We start from the raw sequence: 21,485 nt of genomic DNA, 5'->3' as shown, positions 1-21,485 counted from the left end.
CGCCAGGGTCAATGGGTAGTTGGTTTGCTCGTGATTGGCCACCTCGCCGAAGCGCAACGTGGCCGGCGCGCCCTCTTGCAGCGCCTGGGACACCGGGTAGTTCTCGAACACCAGCAGCGTGTCGAACAACGCCGCACCACCCTGCCCGGCCCAGCGCTGGATATCGAACAACGGCGTGTGTTCGTGTTCGCGCAGGCTCAGGTTGCGCCCCTGGACCTCCTGCAACCATTGGCCGACGCTCTGCTCGGCCCGTGGCTGGCCGATGACCGGCAAGGTGTTGATGAACAGGCCGATCTGCTGCTCCACGCCGGGAATCTGTGCCGGACGTCCGGCCACGGTGGCGCCGAAGGCAACGCTGGAATGTCCGGTACAGCGTTGCAGCAACAATTGCCAGGCCGCTTGCACCAGCGTATTGACCGTGACTTTCTGCTCACGGGCAAAGCGCTGCAGCCGCGCCGTGACTTGGGCATCGAGCAACTGCTCGTGTTCGCCGTGGCCATGGCTGGCATCGGTGCAGTTGTCCCGGGCAAAAGCCCCCGCCAGCAGCGTCGGTTCGTCCAGTTCGGCCAGTTGCGCCTGCCAGAATTGCTCGTTGGCCCGTGTGTCTTGAGCCGACAGCCACTCGATGTAGTCGCGGTAGCGTCCGGATGGTCGGGCCAGGACTTGGCCGCTGTAGCGTTGCAGCACTTCGCCGAGCAACTGCGAGTTGCTCCAGCCATCCATCAGGATGTGATGGCTGGTGTAGATCAAGTGATAGCGGTCTTCCGCCACGCGCGCCACCACCAGCCGCAGCAACGGCGCCGCATCCAGTGCAAAGCCCTGGCGCTGTGCCGATGCAAGGGTTTCAAGGTCCTGGGCCAAGTCCGTCCTGGCGCGCCAGTCATGGGACACAAACGCAACGTCCAGGCGTTTGTGCACCACCTGCAAGGCGCGCTTGAATTCACCTTCCCAGACAAAACTGCTGCGCAGCACGTCATGGGCGTCCATGGCCGCCTGCCAGGCCTGGCGGAAGCGCTCGACGTCCAAGCCTTCGACATCCACCCGCAACTGATTGATGTAGTTGCCGGCCTGTTGCTCGAGCAACGTGTGGAACAACATGCCCTGCTGCATGGGCGATAACGGATAGATATCCTCGACCTGTCGCGGCGCTAGCGCCAAGGCGTCCAGTTGCGCCTGGGACAACCCGGCCAGGGGGAAGTCCGACGGCGTGAAGCCCTGGTGCTGCGCCTGGCAGCAGTGCTCGATCAGCGCTTGCAACTCTTGACCGTAGTCCACGGCCAGCGCCTGGATCGTCGAGGCGTCGAACATCTGCGCGCTGAATGTCCAGTCGATGCTCAGCTCGCCCGCGTAGACGCTGCCGTTGAGCGTCAACCAGTTGTCCAGCGGCGCCAGGGGACTCTGTGGCTCGCCAGCCGCTTCACTGGCCGGGCTGAACAGCCCGTCGGCCTCCTCGGCAAAACCGCTGTCGAACTGACCCAGGTAGTTGAAGGTGATCCGCGGCTTCGGCAGCGCTTGGAGGGTGCGCCGCGTCTGCTCATCGCCCAGGTAGCGCAACACACCGAATCCGAGGCCTTTGTCGGGTATCGCCCGCAATTGCTCTTTGATGGCCTTGATCGAATCTTCAGCGGTCGCTGCCGGTGTCAAGCGTACCGGGAACAGGCTGGTGAACCAGCCAACGCTGCGGCTCAGGTCCACGTCATCGAACAGCGCTTCACGGCCATGGCCTTCCAGTTGAATCAAGGTCGAGGCCTCTACGGTCCATCGACCGATGACCCGGGCCAGGGCGGTCAACAGCAGATCGTTGACCTGGGTACGATAGGCCGCCGGCGCTTGCTGCAAGAGCCGGCGGGTCTGCTCTTTGTCCAGCCGCGTCTGGACCTGCGCCCCATCGCACCTGCGCAATTCGCCCTGAGGTCGGTCGCAAGGCAGATCGTGACGAGCGCCCGCCAGTTGCGCTTGCCAGTAAGCCATCTGCGCTTGCAACGCCGCGCTGTCGGCGTGCAGCTTCAAGCGTTGCGCCCAGGCCTGCGTGGCACTGGTCTTGGCCGGCAGTTCCAGGGCCTGGCCGGCTTGCAACTGCTGGTAAGCCTGTTGCAGGTCCTCCAGCAGAATGCGCCAGGACACCCCGTCCACCACCAGATGATGAATCACCAGCAACAGCCGCTGACTGCCATCGGCGAGGTTTGCCAATACCCCCCGCAACAGCAGGCCACTTTCCAGTTCCAGGCTGCGCTGGGCTTGTTCGGCCAAGCGTTCGAGCGCCGGGGCATCGGCCACTTCGGCGGTCCACAACAGCGGTGAACGTTGCCAAGCCGCCTGCTGCTCGGCGAGGGTTTGATGGTGCGCGGTCCAGCTACCATTTTCGCGTTTGAAGGCCAGGCGCAAGGCATCGTGGTGGGTCACCAAGGCCTGGAGCGCCTGCTCCAGGTGCCCGCCGTGGATCGGTCGCAAGCCCTTGAGCAGTACCGACTGGTTCCAGTGGTGAGGCTCGGCCATGTCCTGTTCGAAAAACAACTGCTGGAACGGCAGCAACACCGCGTTCCCCGTCACCGGGCCCTGGTCGATGCCGGGGCGGCTGTCATCCAGGGTGGCCACGCTGGCGAGGCCTTGGATGGTCTGGTGGACGAACAAATCCTTGGGGCTGAAATGGATCCCGGCCTGACGGGCCCGGCTGACCACCTGGATGGAGATGATCGAATCGCCCCCCAGTTCGAAGAAGTTGTCGCTGACACCCACTTGCGCTTGCCCGAGCACGCTTTGCCAGATACCGGCCAGTGCCTGTTCCATGGCGGTATGCGCTGCGACGTAAGCCTTGGGGCTGGCGCTGAGATCGGCTGGGGGCAGCGCCTTGCGCTCCAGTTTGCCGTTGGGGCTGACCGGCATTTTTTCCAGCCACAACCAGTGCTGCGGCACCATGTAGTCGGGCAAGGACTGGCTCAAATGCGCCTTGAGGCGGCCTTGCAGCGCCTGGCGCACGGCCTCTTCGGCGCTCAGTAATTCAGCGCGTGTCGGCACCACGTAGGCCACCAGCAGGCTACCGCCCTGGGCGATCACCACGGTTTCGCGCACGTCATCGTGCTCGGCCAGGCGCGCTTCGATTTCCCCCAGTTCGATGCGCAGGCCACGGATTTTCACCTGATGGTCCATGCGCCCGGCGTATTCGATCACACCGTTGGTGCGGTAGCGCGCCAGGTCGCCAGTGCGGTACAGCCGCTGGCCGTGGCCAAAGGGGCCGGTCACGAACCGCTCGGCCGTCAGCGCGGCGCGGCGGTGGTATCCACGGGCCAGTCCCTCGCCCGCCAGGTACAACTCGCCGATCACGCCCACCGGAACCGGCGAAAGCTCGTCATCCAGGATGTAGGTGCCCAGGTTGGCGATCGGCTGGCCGATCGGCACGCTGTCGCGACCTTCCTCGACACAGGTCCAATGAGTCACGTCGATGGCCGCCTCGGTCGGGCCATAGAGGTTGTACAGGCCGGCGTTCGGCAGTTTGGCGAACACCTGCTGCTGGGCGTCCACCGGCAGGGCTTCACCGCTGCAAACGATGCGTTTGAGGCTGGTGCATTCGGCCACGTGGGGGTCTTGCACAAAAGCCTGCAACATCGATGGCACGAAGTGCAGCGTGGTGATGCGCTGTGCGGTGATCAACTCGATCAGTTGCGTCGGGTCGCGATGCACGCCCGGCGCGGCCACCACCAGGGTCGCGCCGGTCAGCAGCGGCCAGAAGAACTCCCACACCGACACGTCGAAACTGAACGGCGTTTTTTGCAGCACGCTGTCGGTGGCATCGAGCCCATAAGCCTGCTGCATCCAGCACAGACGGTTGACCAGCGCCGAATGACGATTGCCCGCGCCCTTGGGCTTGCCGGTGGAACCGGAGGTGTAGATCACGTAGGCCAGGTTCTCGCCGTCGACCACCACGTCCGGATTCGTGTCGCAACCTGCGTACACCCCGCCATCAGGCAGGTCCAGCACCAGGCTGTCGATCCCCTGCGGAATCGGCAACTGATCGAGCAAATGCTGCTGGGTCAGCAGCAAACCGATGCCGCTGTCCTCGAACATGTAGGCCAGGCGATCCCGGGGGTATTCCGGGTCCAGGGGCACATAGGCACCGCCGGCCTTGAGAATCGCCAACAGCCCCAGGACCATTTCCACCGAACGCTCCACGGCGATGCCCACCAACACATCCGGGCCGACGCCATGCTCGATCAGGGTGTGAGCCAGGCGATTGGCCTGGGCGTTGAGTTCGCCGTAGCTCAGGCGTTGCTCGCCAAACACCAGCGCCGGGGCATCCGGGGTCCGGCGTACCTGTTCTTCGATCAAACCCTGGACACTGCGATCGAGCGGATACGCAACCGCCGTCGCATTCCAGTCGACGAGCAGGCGCCGACGCTCGACAGCGTCCAGCAACGTCCACTGCGCAACCGGGCGATGCAGGTCCTGCACCAAGCCGTGCAACAGGTTGAGCCAATGCTGGCCCATGCGTTCGAGGGTGGCCGGCTCGAACAGGTCCGTCGCGTAGATCAACGCAGCGTGCAGGCCCTGCGGGCTGTCGGTGGTCTCCAGGCTCAGGTCGAACTGCGCGGTGCGCTGCGCCCAGCCAAGGGGTTCGACCGCCAGGCCCGGCAATGCGTCTTCAAAGACCGAGGCGGTTTCGTTGCGGTGGTTGAACATGGCCTGGAACAACGGGCTGTGGCTCAGGTTACGCTGGGGCTGCAAGGCATCGACCAATTGCTCGAACGGCAGGTCCTGATGCATCTGCGCCGCCATGGCCGTCTGCTTGAGTTGTTGCAGCAAATCGGCACCGGTCAGATCGCTGTGGAACTCGGCGCGCAGCACCTGGGTATTGACGAAGAAACCGATCAACCGTTCGGTTTCCAGGCGTTGACGGTTGGCAATCGGCACCCCGACGCGGATGTCGGCCTGGCCGCTGTAGCGGTGCAGCAGGGCCTGGAAGGAACCGAGCAACAGCACGAACAGCGTGACGTTTTCCCGCCGGGCCAGGGCCTTGAGGGCATCGCTCAACGCAGGATCCAGCACAATCGGCAGCCGCGCCCCGCGCAGGCTTTGCTGGGCCGGGCGCGGATGGTCGGTGGGCAGTTCCAGCAGGGGTTGCTCGCTGCCCAGTTGCGCGGTCCAGTAGGCCAGTTGCCGATCCTGTTCGCCGGCGGCCATCCATTGGCGCTGCCAGACGGCATAGTCGGCGTATTGCACTTCCAGCCCGGGCAACTGCGCGGGCTGCCCCTGGGCGAACGCCGAATACAGGCTCATCAGGTCGTCGACCATCACCTGCAACGACCACGCATCGGAAACGATGTGGTGCAGGGTCAGCGCCAGGACGTGGTCCTGCTCACCCAGCTCCAGCAATGCCACGCGCAGCAGCGCATCGTTCAAGAGGTCGAACGGGCGTTGTGTCTGCTCCTCGAGGAAGGCCTGAATGCTGGCCTCATCCGCTGCGCTCAGACGTTGTTCGACGAAGCTGACCTGCCCCTGCGGGCGAATCACCTGGCAGGTGCGTCCATCGTCCTCCACGAACACGGTGCGTAAGCTTTCATGCCGTTGCACCAGCGCTTCAAAGCTGCGGCGCAGGGCGACTTTGTCCAGGGTGCCGCGCAATCGCAGCGCCGTGGGAATGTTGTAGGCGGCACTGTCCGGGTCCATTTTCCACAGGAACCACTGGCGCTCCTGGGCAAACGACAGCGCCAGCGGCTGGTCCCGCGCCACGGCGACCATGGCCTGGGGCTGTACGCCCGGCCCGGCGTCGAGGGCCGCGACAAAATCCTGCAACGTGCTGTATTCGAACAGGCTGCGCAGCGGCACCTCGATGTCCAGCAGCCGACGAACCCGCGAGACCACTTGGGTCACCAGCAACGAGTGTCCGCCCAACTCGAAAAAGTTGTCGTGCAGCCCGACACGCTCAAGCTTGAGGACCTCCTGCCAGATCTGCGCCACTTGCTGCTCGCGCTGGCTGCGGGGCGCCACGTAGGCACGTTGCAATTCGCTGGCATCCGGGGCCGGCAACGCCTTGCGATCGACCTTGCCGTTGGGCGTCAGCGGCAGTTGCGCCAGGAACAACAGGTGCGCCGGAACCATGTACTCGGGCAACTGCGCCTTGAGCGCGGTTTTCAGCGAGGCGCGCAACGCGGCCTCGGCCTCGGCGTCCAACACCTCAGCCGTGACCGGCACCACATAGCCCACCAGTTGCGCCCCGGTCGGGCCTTCATGGGCCACCACCACGGTTTCACGCACGCTCGCCTGGGCCAGCAACGCCGCTTCGATTTCCCCCAGTTCGATCCGCAAGCCACGGATCTTCACTTGATGGTCGATACGGCCGATGTACTCGACCACGCCTTCGGCCCGATAACGGGTCAAGTCGCCAGTGCGGTACAGCCGCTCGCCCGTGCGCGAAAACGGATCGGGCACGAAACGTTCGGCGGTCAGGGCCGGGCGTTGGAAATAGCCGCGGGCCAGGCCTTCACCGCCAATCAGCAGCTCACCCGGCGCACCGGGTGGGTTGAGCGTCAGGTCGCTGCCAACGATGTACAGCGCCGTGTTGTCCAGGGGTTTGCCCAGGAACGGACGGCTGCTTTCCGGGCTCAAGGGATGCACCGCCGACCAGATCGTGGTTTCGGTCGGACCGTAGAGGTTCCAGACCTTCGGCGAAAGGGCCAACAAGCGTTGCGCCAGTTCCAGGGGCAACGCCTCGCCGCCACACAGGAACGTGCGCCCGGCCAACAGCGCAGACTGCTCGTGATCCAGCAGCATGCGCCAGCTCGAAGGGGTGGCTTGCAATACGGTCACGTCATGGCGCTCGATCAGCGCCAGCACCGCTTGCGGATCCTGGTGGACGTTCTGGCCGGTCAGTACGATGCTGGCCCCGGCCGACAACGGGCCGTAGATTTCCAGGCCAAAAATGTCGAAGGAAAACGTCGTCAGGGAAAGCATGCGATCGCTGGCCACAAGGCCTGGCTGGGCGATCATGCTGACGACGAAATTGCTCAGCGCACCGTGGCGTACCATCACGCCCTTGGGTTTGCCGGTGGAACCGGAGGTGTAGATGACGTAGGCCAGGTGTTCGGCGCTCAGTGGCACCACCGGACAGCTGCGCGGTGCGGCCTGCAGCGCGGCGTCGGGCTGGTCCAGCAACAGGGTCTGCAGGGTGGCCGGAATCGGCAGCAGCGCCTGCAAACGGGCCTGGGTCAACAGCAGTTCGATGCCGCTGTCCTCGATCATGTAGGCCAGGCGATCCTCGGGATACGCCGGGTCCAGGGGCACGTAGGCGCCACCGGCCTTGAGGATCGCCAGCAGGCCGACGATCATCTCGACGCTGCGCTCCACCGCGATGCCCACTGGCTGGTCAGGCGTCACGCCCAGGGCCATCAAGCGGTGGGCGAGCTGGTTGGCGCGCGCGTCCAGTTGCCCATGGGTCAGGGTCTGTCCATCGATGGTCAGCGCCAGCGCGTCGGGGGTCTGGCGCGCTTGTTCGGCGATGCGCCAGTGCACGCATCCGGTTCCGGCACCGTGGTCGGCCACGCGGTACCAGTCTTGCTGCGTCAGGCGCTGCTGGGCGGCGTCAAGCAACGGCAACTCACCGATACGTTGTTGCGGCGTCTCGACAATGCCTTGCAGCAGGTTCTGCCAGTGATGGGCCAGGCGTTCGATGGTCTGCGCTTCGAAAAGGTCGGTGGCGTAGGTCAGCTCGGCGGCAACACCCTGCTCGGTTTCATAGGTGCCCAGGGTCAGGTCGAACTGGGCGGTGCGCCCTTCCCACACCAGGTCCTCGATGCTCAGCCGTGGCAGCTGCAACTGCCGGTCCTGGGTATCGCCGGCTGTCTGGTGGTTGAACATGACCTGGAAAATCGGGCTGTGGCTCAGGCTGCGTTCCGGTTGCAGGGCTTCGATCAACTGCTCGAAGGGCAAGTCCTGATGAGCCTGGGCGGCCATGGCCGCCTGCTTGACCTGATGGAGCAAACGATCGAACGGCAACTGCCCATCGACATCGGCACTGAGCACCTGGGTGTTGACGAAAAAGCCGATCAGGCCCTCGGTCTCGACCCGGTTGCGGTTGGCCACGGGCACGCCGACGCGGATCTGTGGCTGGCCACTGTAGCGGTGCAGCAACGCTTGGAACGAGGCCAGCAACACCATGAACAAACTGGCCCCTTCACGTTGGGCCAGTTGCTTGAGCGCCGCGCCCAGTTCCGGCGACAGGTTCAGGTCCAGGCGCGCACCGCGAAAACTCTGCACGGGTGGGCGTGGGTGATCGAGGGGCAGCTCTAAAACTGGTTGTTCGCTACCCAGGGTCTGGAGCCAATAGGCCAGTTGCCGCTCGCGCTCACCGGCCTCGAGCCAGTGGCGCTGCCAGATGGCGTAGTCGGCGTACTGCACGGTCAGTTCCGGGAGTTCCAGTGGCTGGCCGGCAGTGTCGGCGGCGTAGTAGCGCACCAGTTCATCCACCAGCACCTGCATCGACCAGCCATCGGAGATGATGTGGTGCTGGATCAGCGCCAGCACATGGTCGTCTTCGGCGATTTGCAACAGTGAAACCCGCAGCAGCGGCCCTTGGCGCAGATCGAATGGGAGCGCGCTTTGCGCCTCGACGAAGGCCTTGATGCTGTCGTCCTGGCTGGCTGGCGAACCGGCGGGCAACGCGTGGACCGCAATACGCAGCGGCATGTGCGGGTGGATGACCTGCACGGCCTGCTCGCCATGCTCGATGAAAGTGGTGCGCAAGCTCTCGTGGCGCTCGACCAGGGCGTTGAAGCTGCGCTCCAGGGCGGCCACGTCCAACGGCCCCTTGAGGCGCAGGGCACTGGGGATGTGATAGGCCGAGCTGTGCGGGTCCATCTGCCACAGGAACCACTGGCGTTCCTGGGCATAGGACAGCGCGATGTGTTCAAACCCGGAGCGCACCTCGGGGATCGGCAGGTTGGCCGGCGAGACGCCCTCTTCGAGCATTTTTTCCAGGTACAGCCGGCGTTTGTCCAGCGGCAGAGTGATAAAGCGCTTGGCAATCCTCAAAGCAACACTCTTATCCATCAGACTTCCTCCATTTCATCAAGCAGGGCTTCCAGCTTGTTCAGTTTCTGTTCGTTGATTGGCCCGTCCCCGATGTCCAGTTGCGCGACAAAATCCCCCAGGACGGGATGCTGGAAAATCAGTTGCGGGGTCAGGCTCAGCCCCAATTCGAGGGCCAGACGCGAGACGGCATTGACCGCCAGCAGCGAATGGCCGCCCAGCTCGAAGAAGTGATCGTTCAAACCCACGCGTTCCACCGTGAGCACCTGGGCCCAGATCGCCGCGACCTGCTGCTCGAGTTCACTGGCCGGCGCGACATAACCGGTTTGCAGCAAGCCGGTCTCCGGGGCCGGCAAGGCCTTGCGGTCGAGTTTGCCGTTGGGCGTCAGCGGCAGTTGATCGAGGAACAGCAGGTGCGCCGGGATCATGTAGTCGGGCAAGTGTTCCCTGAGACCGGCCTTGAGTTGATCGCGCAGGGCGCGCTGCGCTTCGGTGGCGTCCAGGTTCAGCGCTGGGGCGACCACGTAGGCCACCAGTTGCTGGCCTCCCGCCGCGTCCTGGGCCAGGACGGCCACCTCACGCACCTCGGGTTGTTGCAGCAGCCGCGCTTCGATTTCCCCCAGCTCGATACGGAAGCCGCGGATCTTCACCTGATGGTCGATCCGGCCCTGATATTCGAGCACGCCATCGACGCGATAACGGCTCAGGTCGCCGGTGCGGTACAAGCGCTCGCCGTTGCTGGAAAACGGGTTGGGCACGTACTTCTCGGCGGTCATCGCGGCACGGCCGAGGTAGCCACGGGTGATGCCCGCGCCGCTCAGGTACAGCTCGGCCGAGACACCTTGAGGCACGGCTTGCAGGTTAGCGTCCAGCAGGTAGCTGGCGGTGTGCTTGAGGGGTCGGCCGATGTTTGCCGTGCCGCCGGAAGTGCGGCGGGTCCAGGTGGAATAGGTGGTGTCTTCCGAAGGGCCGTAGAGGTCGTAGACGTGCTTGCTCCCACACTGGTACAGCGCTTCCACCAGGCTCTGCTTCAACGGCTCACCGGCCAGGTTGATGATGCGCACGCTGGCCGGGATTTCACCGCTGCGCTGCAACGCGGCGATGGCCGATGGCACGGTGTTGACCAGGCGCACCTGATCCCGGGCCGGCAGGTGCGGCAACTCCAACGCGTTACGAGCGATGATCAGCGAGCCGCCATTGGCCAGGGTCACGAACAGCTCCCACACCGACAAGTCGAAACACACGGAAGTCGATGCGAGCACGCCTTGGATATCGTCGCAGCTGTAGACCGATTTCGACCAGTCGATCAGCGCCAGCACGTTGCGATGGGCAATCGCCACGCCCTTGGGCTGGCCGGTGGAGCCGGAGGTGTAGATCACGTAGGCGAGGTTGTCTGGCATGACCTGGGTGTGGGGTGTGCTCAGCGGGTAGTGCGTCAGGTCGAGTTGATCCAGCATCAACACAGCGGTCTCGGTCGCAACGGTCAGCGTCGCCGCCACCGCTTGCTCGGTCAGCAGCACCCGCGCGCCGCTGTCGTCGAGCATGTAGGCCACACGTTCGGCCGGATAGTCCGGGTCCAGCGGGACGTAGGCGCCACCGGCCTTGAGCACCGCCAGCAAGGCAATCAGCAACTGCTCGGAACGCGGCATTGCCACGCCCACTCGCACTTCCGGGCCCACACCCAGTTCGATGAGTCTATGGGCCAGGCGATTGGCCTGGCCGTCCAATTCGCGGTAGCTCAGACGGGTGTTGGCGAAGGTCACCGCCAGGGCATCTGGCGTGGCTTCGACCTGACGAGCGATCATCTGGTGAATGCACAGCGTTTGCTCGAACGGGGCGTCCACCGGGTTCCAGTCATGGGTCAGACGCTGATGCTCATCGAACTCAAGCATCGACAGTTCACCCAGGCAGCGCTCGCCATGGGCGGTCATCTGCCCCAACAGTTGAGCCAGGTGCGCCGCCAGCCGTGCCACGCTGGCGGGCTCAAAACTGGCCCGCTGGTAGCTCATGTGCACTGACAACTGCCGATCGAGGCCCACCAACAGCGTCAGCGGGTAGTTGGTCTGCTCCTGGGTGGCCACCGGGCCGAAGCGTAGGCCGTCTGGCGCGCCTTGCTCCAAGGCTTGGGCAATCGGGTAGTTCTCGAACACCAGCAGGCTGTCGAACAGCGTTTCACCGCCCTGCCCGGCCCAGCGCTGGATGTCCAGCAACGCGGTGTGCTCGAACTCCCGCAGCGCCAGGTTCTGCCCTTGCACGGCCTGCAGCCAACTGTCCAGGGATTGCTCGGCCCGCGGGCTGGCGATCACCGGCAAGGTGTTGATGAACAGACCGATCTGCTGCTCGATGCCGGGCACATCCGCCGGGCGGCCGGCGACCGTCGCACCGAAGGCCACCGTGTCTCGACCGGTGTAACGCTGCAACAGCAGCAACCATGCCGCCTGCACCAAGGTGTTGACGGTGACTTTCGAGGCACGGGCAAAGGCTTCCAGGCGTCGGGTCAGCGCTTCGTCCAGCACCTGGACATGATCGCCATGACCGGCCTGGGCCTGGGCCGGCTTCGCCATGACGTCGGCCAGGCGCGTCGGGGTTTCCAGGCGTCGCAGCGCAGGCGTCCAGAACGCTTCGCTGGCGGCCTCGTCCTGACGTTGCAGCCAGGCAATGTAATCGCGATAACGCCCGGCCGGACGGGCCACGCTGTCACCCCGGTAATGCTGCAAGACTTCGCCGAGCAACTGCGCGCTGCTCCAGCCGTCCATCAGGATGTGATGGTTGGTGTAGATCAGGTGATGACGGTCGGAGGCGGTGCGCACCAGCACCAGGCGCATCAGCGGCGCCCGGGTCAGATCCACGCCTTGGGCACGTTCTGCGTCGGCGAGGGTTTGCAGGGCGTCATCAATATCAGTGCGCCCGTTCCAGTCGAGCACACGGAACGGCACCTCGACCTGACGCTGCACGATCTGCACCGGCTGCGCCAGGTCGCCCTGCCAGAAGAAGCCGCTGCGCAGGACGTCATGGGCATCGACCACGGCTTGCCAGGCGGCGCGGAAACGCTGTGGGTCGATGCCCTCGACGTCGAGGCGCATCTGGTTGATGTAGTCGCCACTGCCCTGCTCGAGCACGGTATGAAACAGCATGCCCTGCTGCATCGGTGACAGCGGGTAGATGTCGTCGATGGCCTGGGGGTGTTGGACCAGGGTGTCCAGCTGCGCCTGGGTCAGCCGCGCCAAGGGGAAATCCGACGGCGTCACGCCACGGCTGTTGTCGTCGCAGCAATGGGCGATGAGCGCGGTGAGTTCCTGTACATAGTCATCGGCCAGGCGCTGGATGGTCGCGGCGTCGAACCTGTCGCCGCTGAAGGTCCAGCTCAAGTCCAGCTCGCCGCCGAACACTTGGCCGTCGAGGGCCAGCGGGCTGCCCAGCGGGCCTTGCAGGTTCACTTCTTCGCCGCCGCGCTCGGTGGTCGGCACGAACAAGGCCTCGTCGGCCCCATCGAAGCTGCCGTCAAACTGGCCGAGGTAGTTGAAGGTCAGTTGCGGTTTCGGCAAGGCTTGCAGGGTTTGGCGCGCAGAGTCATCGCCCAGGTGCGCCAAGGCGCCGAAGCCAATGCCCTTGTTGGGAATGGCGCGCAGTTGCTCCTTGATCTGCTTCAGCGAGGCGCCGAGATCGGCAGCCGGGGTCAGCTTCGCGGGGAACAGGCTGGTGAACCAGCCGACGGTACGAGTCAGGTCGACGTGGGCGAACAACTCTTCGCGGCCGTGGCCTTCGAGTTGCACCCACACGCTGTCGTCGCCGGTCCAGCGCACCATCACCCGCGCCAGCGCGGTCAGCAGCAGGTCGTTGACCTGGGTGCGGTAGGCCGCCGGGGCCTGCTGCAACAGTTGCCGGGTGAGGGTTTTATCGAGTGCCGTGCGAATCGTCACGGCTTGGCTGTGTTGCTGCCCGCCCTGGGGATTATCCCACGGCAACCCCGCCGAAGCGCCTTGCAACTGTTGCTGCCAAAAGCCCAGTTCGGCCTGCAAGGGTGCGCTGGCCGCGTAGTCCTGCAACGCGGCGCTCCAGGCTTGGACCGCACTGGTCTTGCCCGGCAGTTGCACCGCCGTGCCCGCGAGCATCTGCCGGTAAGCGCTTTGCAGGTCTTCGAACAGAATCCGCCAGGACACCCCGTCCACCACCAAGTGATGCACGATCAGCAACAGCCGCTGCGTGCCATCGGCGAGGTTCGCCAGCAGCGCGCGCAGCAGCGGGCCGCCGTCCAGTTGCAGGCTGCGCTGGGCCCGGTTGCCCAGCACTTCCAGCTCAGCGAGATCGGCGACGTCGGCCTGCCACAGCAGCGTGCCAGCGGCCTGCGCCTCGACGTCACGGTAACGCGCGGTCCAGCCTTCGCCCTGCTCGATAAAGTCCAGGCGCAAGCTGTCGTGGTGCTCGATCAGCGCGCCCAAGGCCTGCTCCAGCGCCTGTGCATCCAGCGCCTGCGTCGGCTTGAGCATCACCGATTGGTTCCAGTGATGACGGTCGGGGATCGGTTGGGCGAAGAACCATTGATGGATCGGCAGCAGTGCGGTTTCGCCGGTCACGGGTTGCTGGTCGATCGGTTGCAGCGGCGCGCCCGTCTGGACCACGGCGGCCAGGGCCTCGATGGTCTGGTGCTGGAACAGATCCTTCGGCGTGAACTGGATACCGGCCTGGCGGGCGCGACTGACCACCTGGATCGAGACGATGGAATCGCCGCCCAGTTCGAAGAAATTGTCCTGCAGGCCGACTTGCCCAAGCTTGAGCACGTCCTGCCAGATGGTCGCCAGTTGCTGCTCCAGCGGGCTGCGCGGCGCCACGTAGGTTTGCTGCAATTGGCTGACGTCGGGCTTGGGCAGGTTCTTGCGGTCGAGCTTGCCGTTGGGGGTCAGCGGCAAGCGTTCAAGCAGCAGCAGATAGGCCGGGACCATGTGCGCTGGCAGGGTCGCCTTGAGCTGTTCGCGCAGGTGCTCGGCGAACGCCTCACGCGGGGCCGCCGACGCATCGGCCACCACATAGGCCACCAGACGCTTGCCACTGCCAGCCGGGCCTTCCTGGGCCACGACGACCGTTTCGCGCACGCCATCCAGGGCTTGCAGGCTGGCCTCGACTTCGCCCAGTTCGATGCGGAAACCGCGGATCTTCACTTGGTTGTCGATACGGTCCAGGTAATCGAAGGTGCCGTCGGCGCGTTGGCGCACCAGGTCGCCGGTGCGGTACAGCAAGCCGCCTTCAGCACTGAATGGATCAGCGACAAACCGCTCGGCCGTCAGCCCCGAGCGGTTCAGGTAGCCCCGAGCCAGGCCGCTGCCGCCCAGGTACAACTCGCCGGCCATGCCTTGGGGCAGCAGGTTCAAGTCAGCATCCAGCACGTAGGCGCTGCGGTCGCCGATGCGGCTGCCGATGGGCGCATACGCGGCGCCGCACGTCACGTCACGGCCGGCCTTCCAGATCAGCGGCGTGACCACGGTTTCGGTCGGGCCATAGCCGTTGATGATGAAGTCCGGATCGAGGGCGCGCTTGACCCGTTCGAAACTGGCGTTGGGCACCGCATCGCCGCCGAAGCAATAGATGCGCACCTTGGGTGGGTTGCCTTCGCGCTCGGCGTGTTCGGCCAGTTGTTGCAGGTACACCGGCGGGAACGCCACCACGGTCACGCCATGCTCGCGCATCGCGTTGTAGGTTTGCTCCGGGGTCCACAGGCTGTCGTCGCGAATCAGCAGCGAGGCGCCGTGGGTCAGGCTGGTGAGCCAGCGTTCGTGGGCACCGTCGAAGGCGAAGGACATGAAATGGAATTCGCAATCGCTGCCCTGCATTTCATAGCGCTCGCCGATGGCCTGGCAGTGCATCGCCAGCGGTCCATGGGCCACGCTCACACCCTTGGGATTGCCGGTGGAACCGGAGGTGTAGATCACGTAGGCAAGGTTCTGTGGATCGACCTCGATCGCAGGTGCATGAATGGGTTGCAGGCTCAGGTCCAGGCGATCGAGTTCCAGCACCTGTGCGGCACGTTCCAGGGGCAACTGCGCCGACACGCGAGAATCGGTGAGCAACAGCGCCAGCCCCGAATCCTCGATCAGGTACGCCAGGCGTTCACGGGGGTAGCTGGTGTCCAGCGGCACGTAGGCAGCGCCGGCCTTGAGCACCGCCAGCAGCGCGACGATCACCCCTTCGCTGCGCGGCAGGGCCACGCCGACGCGGGTTTCCGGGCCCACGCCACGGGCGACCAGTGCATGAGCCAATTGGTTGGCCCGACGGTCGATGTCGCCGTAGCTAAAACGTTGTCCATCGAAGATCACCGCGGTGCTGTGCGGTTTCAGCGCCGCCAGATGGGCGATGCGTTGATGCACGGCGATGTCGGTCGGGTACGGTTGCGGGTGGTTGGCAGCCTGTTGCGCCTGGTGTTCCTCAGCGCTGGCCAGGGCGATCTCGCCGAGGCGACGCTCGGCGGATTCGGCAAACCGTTCCAGCAGGTGCAGCAATTGCGCACTCAAGCGCTCGATGGTCGCGACGCTGAAATGCGCCTGGTCAAAACTCATGTGCAGCGCCAGCGTCTCGCCCAAGGTCACGCCCAGGGTCAGCGGGTAATGCGTCTGATCCTGGTTGGCGACTTCGCCGAACACCACGCCTTGGGCGGTGCCACGTTGCAACGCCGCGGAGATCGGGAAGTTTTCGAACACCAGCAGGCTGTCGAACAGCGCTCCCCCGCCCTGCCCGGCCCAGCGCTGGATGTTTGCCAGCGGTGTGTGCTCGAATTCGCGCAGGCTCAGGTTCCGGGCTTGCACGGCGGCCAGCCAGGCAGCGACCGTCTGGTCCGGACGCGAGCCTGCGATCACTGGCAAGGTGTTGATGAACAGGCCGACCTGTTGTTCGATGCCAACCAGTTCTGCCGGTCGCCCGGCCACGGTGGTGCCGAACGCCACGCAATCGCTGCCGGTATAACGCTGCAACAGCAGCAACCACGCCGCTTGCACCAAGGTGTTGACGGTGACTTTCTGCTGACGGGCGAATGCGTTGAGACGGCCCGTGCGCGGCGCATCCAGCGTGTAATGCCTGAGCGCGTGAGCGCTTTCGCTGCGCACTTCAGCACTCGCCGCGGCGGCGTTCGCCAGCAGCGTCGGCTCCTGGAGATCGGCCAGTTGCCCCAGCCAGAACGTTTCGCTGAGGGCCGTGTCCTGGCGCTGCAACCATTGGATGTAATCGGCATAGCGGCTGACCGGACGCGGCGGCTGTTGACCGGCGTAGCGTTGCAGCACTTCGCCAAGCATCTGCGCGCTGCTCCAGCCGTCCATCAGAATGTGATGGTTGGTGAAAATCAGGTGATGACGCTCATCGCTCAACTGAATCAGCGTGACCCGCAGCAGCCCGGCCTGGGTCATGTCGAACCCCTTGGCCAGGTCAGCGGCGGTGAAATCCCTGAGGGCCTGGGCGACATCATGGCGCCCGCGCCAGTCGAGCAAGGTGTAAGGCAGCACCAGGCGGCGGTGGATGATCTGCAACTGCTCCTGCAACTCGCCCTGCCAGATGAAGCCGCTGCGCAGGATCTCATGGGCGTCCAGGGTCGCCTGCCACGCGGCGCGGAAACGTTCGGGGTCGAGGCCATCGACATCCACGCACAGTTGGTTGATGTAGGTGCCGGTGCCCTGCTCGTACAAGGTGTGGAACAGCATGCCTTGCTGCATCGGCGACAGTGGGTAGATGTCCTCGATAGCGGCAGCCGGCACTGGGATCGCGTCCAACTGCGCCTGGGTGATGCGCGCCAGCGGGAAGTCCGACGGTGTGGTGCCCATGGATTGGGCCTGGCAACAATGGCCGATCAGCGCTTCCAGTTCGCGGGCATAGTCATCGGCCAGACGGGCGATGGTCGCCTCGTTGAATTGCTCACTGCTGAACGTCCAACGCAAGTCGAGCTCGCCGTCATAGACCTGGCCCTCGATGCCCAGCCCGTTGTCCAGCGGCGCATCGAGGCTCTGCTCGAGCCCGGCGCTTTCGCCCGCCGGGCTGAACAGCGCGCCCTCGCTGGCATCGAAACTGCCGTCGAACTGACCGAGGTAATTGAAGGTGATGCACGGCAATGGCAAGGCCTTGAGACAGGCTTGTGCCGCGTCGGCGCCCAGGTAGCGCAGCACACCAAAACCTATGCCCTTGTTCGGGATCGCCCGCAACTGCTCCTTGATCTGCTTGATCGCGGCGCCCACGCTATCGGCAGGAGTCAGCCGCACCGGGAACAGGCTGGTGAACCAGCCGACCGTACGGGTCAGATCGACGTCACTGAACAGCTCTTCGCGGCCATGGCCTTCCAGTTGAATCAGCGTGTCGGCATGCCCGGTCCAGCGGCAGATCACTCGCGCCAGGGCGGTCAGCAGCAGGTCGTTGACCTGGGTGCGATATGCCGCGGGGGCCTGTTGCAGCAGTTGCTGGGTGAGGGTTTTGTCGAGTCGGCTGTGCAGCACTTTTGCGTATCGGCTTTGCCGGCTGCCTTGGGGATTGTCCCAGGGCAGATCCATCATGGCGCCTTGCAGTTGTTGCTGCCAGAAGGTCAATTCGGCGCGCAGCGTTTCAGTGCTCGCGTAGGCCTGCAGATGTTCGCCCCAGGCCTTGTAGGCGCTGGTCTTGGCCGGCAACTGGAGGGCGGCTCCGGCGCTGGCCTGTTGATAAGCCCGTTGCAGGTCTTCCAGCAGGATGCGCCACGACACGCCGTCCACGGCCAGGTGGTGCACGGCCAGTAACAGACGCTGGCTGCCATCGGCCATGTTCGCCAGTACTGCACGCAGCAGCGGGCCCCTTTGCAAATCCAGGCTGCGCTGGGCCTTGGCACAGAGGTCTTGCAGCTCAGCGGCGCTCAGGTTATCCGCGGTCCACAGCAACTCGGGGTCGATCGCCACCGGCGCCACGTCGGCGCGCCAGCCCGTCGGGGTTTCGGTGAAGCGCGAACGCAAGGCATCGTGATGCGCCACCAAGGCGTTGAGGGCCTGCGTCAGCGCTGGCGCCTGCAACGGCAGGTGGCTGCGCAACAGGACAGCCTGGTTCCAGTGGTGACGCTGGGCAATGGTGTCCTCGAAAAACACCTGCTGGATGGGCAGCAACGGCAGCTCGCCGCTGACCGGCCCTTGATCGATCTGCAGGCCACTGCCGCCCTGCTGCGCGACACTCGCCAGGCCTTGTACGGTTTGATGCTGGAACAGGTCACGGGGGGTGAAATGGATCCCGGCCTGTCGCGAACGGCTGACCACCTGGATCGAGATGATCGAGTCGCCGCCCAGTTCGAAAAAGTTGTCGGTCAGGCCGACCTGTTCAAGCTTGAGCACGTCCTGCCAAATGGCCGCGATGCCTCGTTCCAGCTCACTGCGGGGCGCGATGAAGGCTTGCTGCAGCTGGCTGGCATCGGCTGAAGGCAAGGCCTTGCGGTCGAGCTTACCGTTGGGGCTCAGCGGCAATTGCGCCAGAAACAGCCATTGCGTGGGCACCATGTAATCCGGCAGGTGATCCTTGAGCTGCGCCTTCAGGGTGTCCCGCACCGCGCCCTGCACCTCGGCCGAGGCCGACACCAGCGATGCATCCTGGGGCACCACGTAGCCCACCAGTTGCAGGCTGCTGCCACCCTGCACCGCCAGCACGACGGCTGCGTTTACCGCGTCCAGTTCCAGCAGGCGTGCTTCGACTTCGCCCAGCTCGATGCGCAAACCGCGGATCTTTACTTGATGGTCAACGCGACCGACGTATTCGATCTGGCCCAAGGTGTTGAAGCGTGCCAGGTCGCCCGTACGATACAAACGCGCGCCGGTGGTGGAGAACGGATCGGGAGTGAACCGTTCGGCGGTCAAGCCCGGACGCTGGAAGTAACCGCGCGCCAGCAGCTCGCCGCCAATCAGCAGCTCGCCGACCACGCCCACCGGCGTGGGCTCAAGGTGTGCATCGAGCAGATAAGTGTGCCGGCCTGGCAGCGGTTGGCCAATGGGCAAGGTCAGCGGCAGCGGACGGCGATTGAAGACGTAATCGCTGCAATCAAGGGTGGTGGCGGTGACCGTGGCTTCGGTCGGGCCGTAGGTGTTGAGCAGCTTGACCTGATCGAGCCCGGCCCGGCGCCAGGCCTGCACGCCTTCGGGCGGCATCGCCTCGCCACCGCTGTGCACCTGGCGCAGCGCCGCGTAGTCACGTGGGCCGACAGCGGCGAACTCCTTGGCGATCATGTTCCAGTAGGCGGTGGTCAGGTCCATGACCGTAATGCCCTGCTCGACGATGTGGCGGTACAGGGTTTCGCTGTCCCACACCTCGTTGCCACGCAGCAGCACCGAGGCGCCGCAGGTCAGCGGCCCGAACAGTTGCTCGCCAAAGGCATCGAAGTTGAACGTGGCGAATTGCAGCACGCAGTCGGCACTGCTCAAGCCGTAATAGTGCTGGGAGGCGAACGCATGCTTGCTCAGCGCGCCATGACTGATGCCGACGCCTTTCGGGCGCCCGGTCGAGCCGGAGGTGAACATGACGTAGGCCAGACTGTCGGCCCACACCTGGCGTTGCAGATTGCCGGGCTCGGCGTCTTCCCAAGACGGGCTCTGATCCAGGCACAAGCAACGCACGCCCTCGGGCACAGGCAGACGTTCAAGCCAATGGCTTTGGGTCAGGAGCAGGCGACTGGCGCTGTCTTGAATCATGAACCGCAGGCGATCAACCGGGTACTGAGGGTCCAGCGGCACGTACGCACCACCAGCCTTGAGCACGGCAAGAATGGCGACCACCAGTTCCAGGCTGCGGTCGACGGCAATGCCCACCAGCACATCAGGACCGACACCCGCCGCCACCAACGTGCGCGCCAGGCGATTGGATCGGGCGTTGAGCTGGCCGTAGGTCAATCGTTGTCCGTCGCAGATCAAGGCGATGACGTCCGGGCTGCGTTCAGCTTGCGCCTCGAACAGCTCGTGTACCGGGCGCTCGCTCGGCCAGGTCGTGTCGTGGCGTCCCCACTCTGTCACCAACTGGCGATATTCAGCCGGCGCCAGCAACGCGAGTTCGCCGACCCGCTGCTGTGGGTCGGCGACGATGTTGCGCAACAGCAGCGTCCAGTGCCGCGCCATGCGCTCGATGGTTTCGGGGTTGAACAAATCACTGGCGTAGGTGAACGCGGCATGCAATTGGCCGCCCTTTTCGTAGGTGTCCAGGCTCAAGTCGAACTGGGTGCTGCGCGATTCCCACTCGATGACACCCAGCTCCAGACCGCTGCCGACTTTCAGCGTGGTGACGTCGGCCACCTCCGGCTGGTGGTTGTACATCACCTGGAACAATGGGTTGTAGCTCAGGCTGCGCTCAAGCTTCAGCGCCTCGACCAGTCGTTCGAAGGGCAGGTCCTGGTGGGCCTGGGCGCCGAGGGCGGTTTCCTTGACGTCACGCAACAGGTCGCCAAGGCGGGCCTGGCCATCCACTTGCACCCGCAACACCTGGGTGTTGACGAAGAAACCGATCAGCCCTTCGATTTCCTGGCGGTTGCGGTTGGCGACCGGAACCCCGACCCGCAGGTCGTCTTGTCCGGTGTAACGGTGCAGCAGGATACTGAAGGTACCCAGCAACAGCATGAACAAGGTGACCCCCTGTTGCCGGGCCACGCCGCGCAGTTGCTCGACCAGCTCGGCCTCCACCACCTGTTCCAGGCGACGACCGCGATAGCTCGGCAGCATCGGGCGTGGGTAGTCGAGGGGCAGCTCCAACACCGGATGCTCGTCGCCCAGTTGCGCTTGCCAGTAATCGAGTTGCCGCTGCAGCTCGCCGGCCTCCAGCCAACGGCGTTGCCACAGGGCGTAGTCGCTGTACTGGATCGGCAAGTCGGCCAACTGCGGTGCAACGCCCGCCTCATGGGCGTCGTAGAAACGGATGAACTCATCGATCAACACGTTCATGGACCAACCGTCGGAAACGATGTGGTGCAGGGTCAGCAGCAGCACGTGCTCCTGCTCATCGAGCTTGAGCAATTCGACCCGCAGCAACGGGCCGCAGGCCAGGTCGAAGGGCCGCATCGACTGAGCCTCGGCAGCCAGGCGAACCGCCTGCTCGCGCTCGTCGGCCGGCATGGCACTGAAGTCCGCGTGGTCGATCACCAGGGGCGCGCTGGCCGGCACTTGCAGGAGGCGGTCGTCGGCCTGGCGCTGGAACACTGTGCGCAGGGTTTCATGCCGCGCCACCAGGCTGGCGAAGGCTTGCTCCAGGGCCGGCAGGCTCAACACTCCGCTGAGCCGCACCGCCCCAGGCAGGTTGTAGGCGCCACTGTCCGGCTCCAGTTGCCAAAGGAACCACATGCGCTGCTGGGCATAGGACAAGGCCTGGCGATCCTCGGCCTCGACGCCCTGGGGGATGGGGAAACCGCTGAACTCCACGCCCTCCTTGGCCAGCGCCGCGAGGAACATCCGGCGCTTGTCCAGGGGCAACCCGATAAACCGGCGAGCAAGTTTCAAGGCGTCTTCAGCATTCAT

At 64.8% G+C, this 21,485-nt stretch carries 2 protein-coding genes (1 of these 2 cut by a window edge); both read right to left on the bottom strand.

Going from position 1 to position 21,485, the window contains the following annotated elements; genetic code table 11:
- Window positions 1–9,039, bottom strand: the 5' portion of a protein-coding gene (locus BLT00_RS24615) for a non-ribosomal peptide synthetase (RefSeq protein ID WP_092150358.1). 4,497 nt of this gene lie to the left of the window's left edge; 9,039 of the gene's 13,536 nt are visible here — the first part of the coding sequence; it begins with the start codon at window positions 9,037–9,039; the stop codon falls past the left edge of the window.
- Window positions 9,039–21,485, bottom strand: coding sequence for a non-ribosomal peptide synthetase (locus BLT00_RS24610; protein WP_092150355.1), 12,447 nt, complete (start codon window positions 21,483–21,485; stop codon window positions 9,039–9,041). The genes BLT00_RS24615 and BLT00_RS24610 overlap by 1 nt, the downstream gene beginning before the upstream one ends.

The sequence above is a fragment of the Pseudomonas sp. NFACC51 genome (assembly GCF_900103575.1).
Lineage (GTDB): Bacteria > Pseudomonadota > Gammaproteobacteria > Pseudomonadales > Pseudomonadaceae > Aquipseudomonas > Aquipseudomonas fluorescens_Q.
Note: the sequence above shows the minus strand (reverse complement) of the source record. Positions and strands in the feature narration are given on the sequence as shown.

What these genes read in the sequence shown, in the direction of transcription:
- BLT00_RS24610 (WP_092150355.1), bottom strand. Translation starts at nt 21,485, where the DNA reads ATGAATGCTGAAGACGCCTTGAAACTTGCTCGCCGGTTTATCGGGTTG.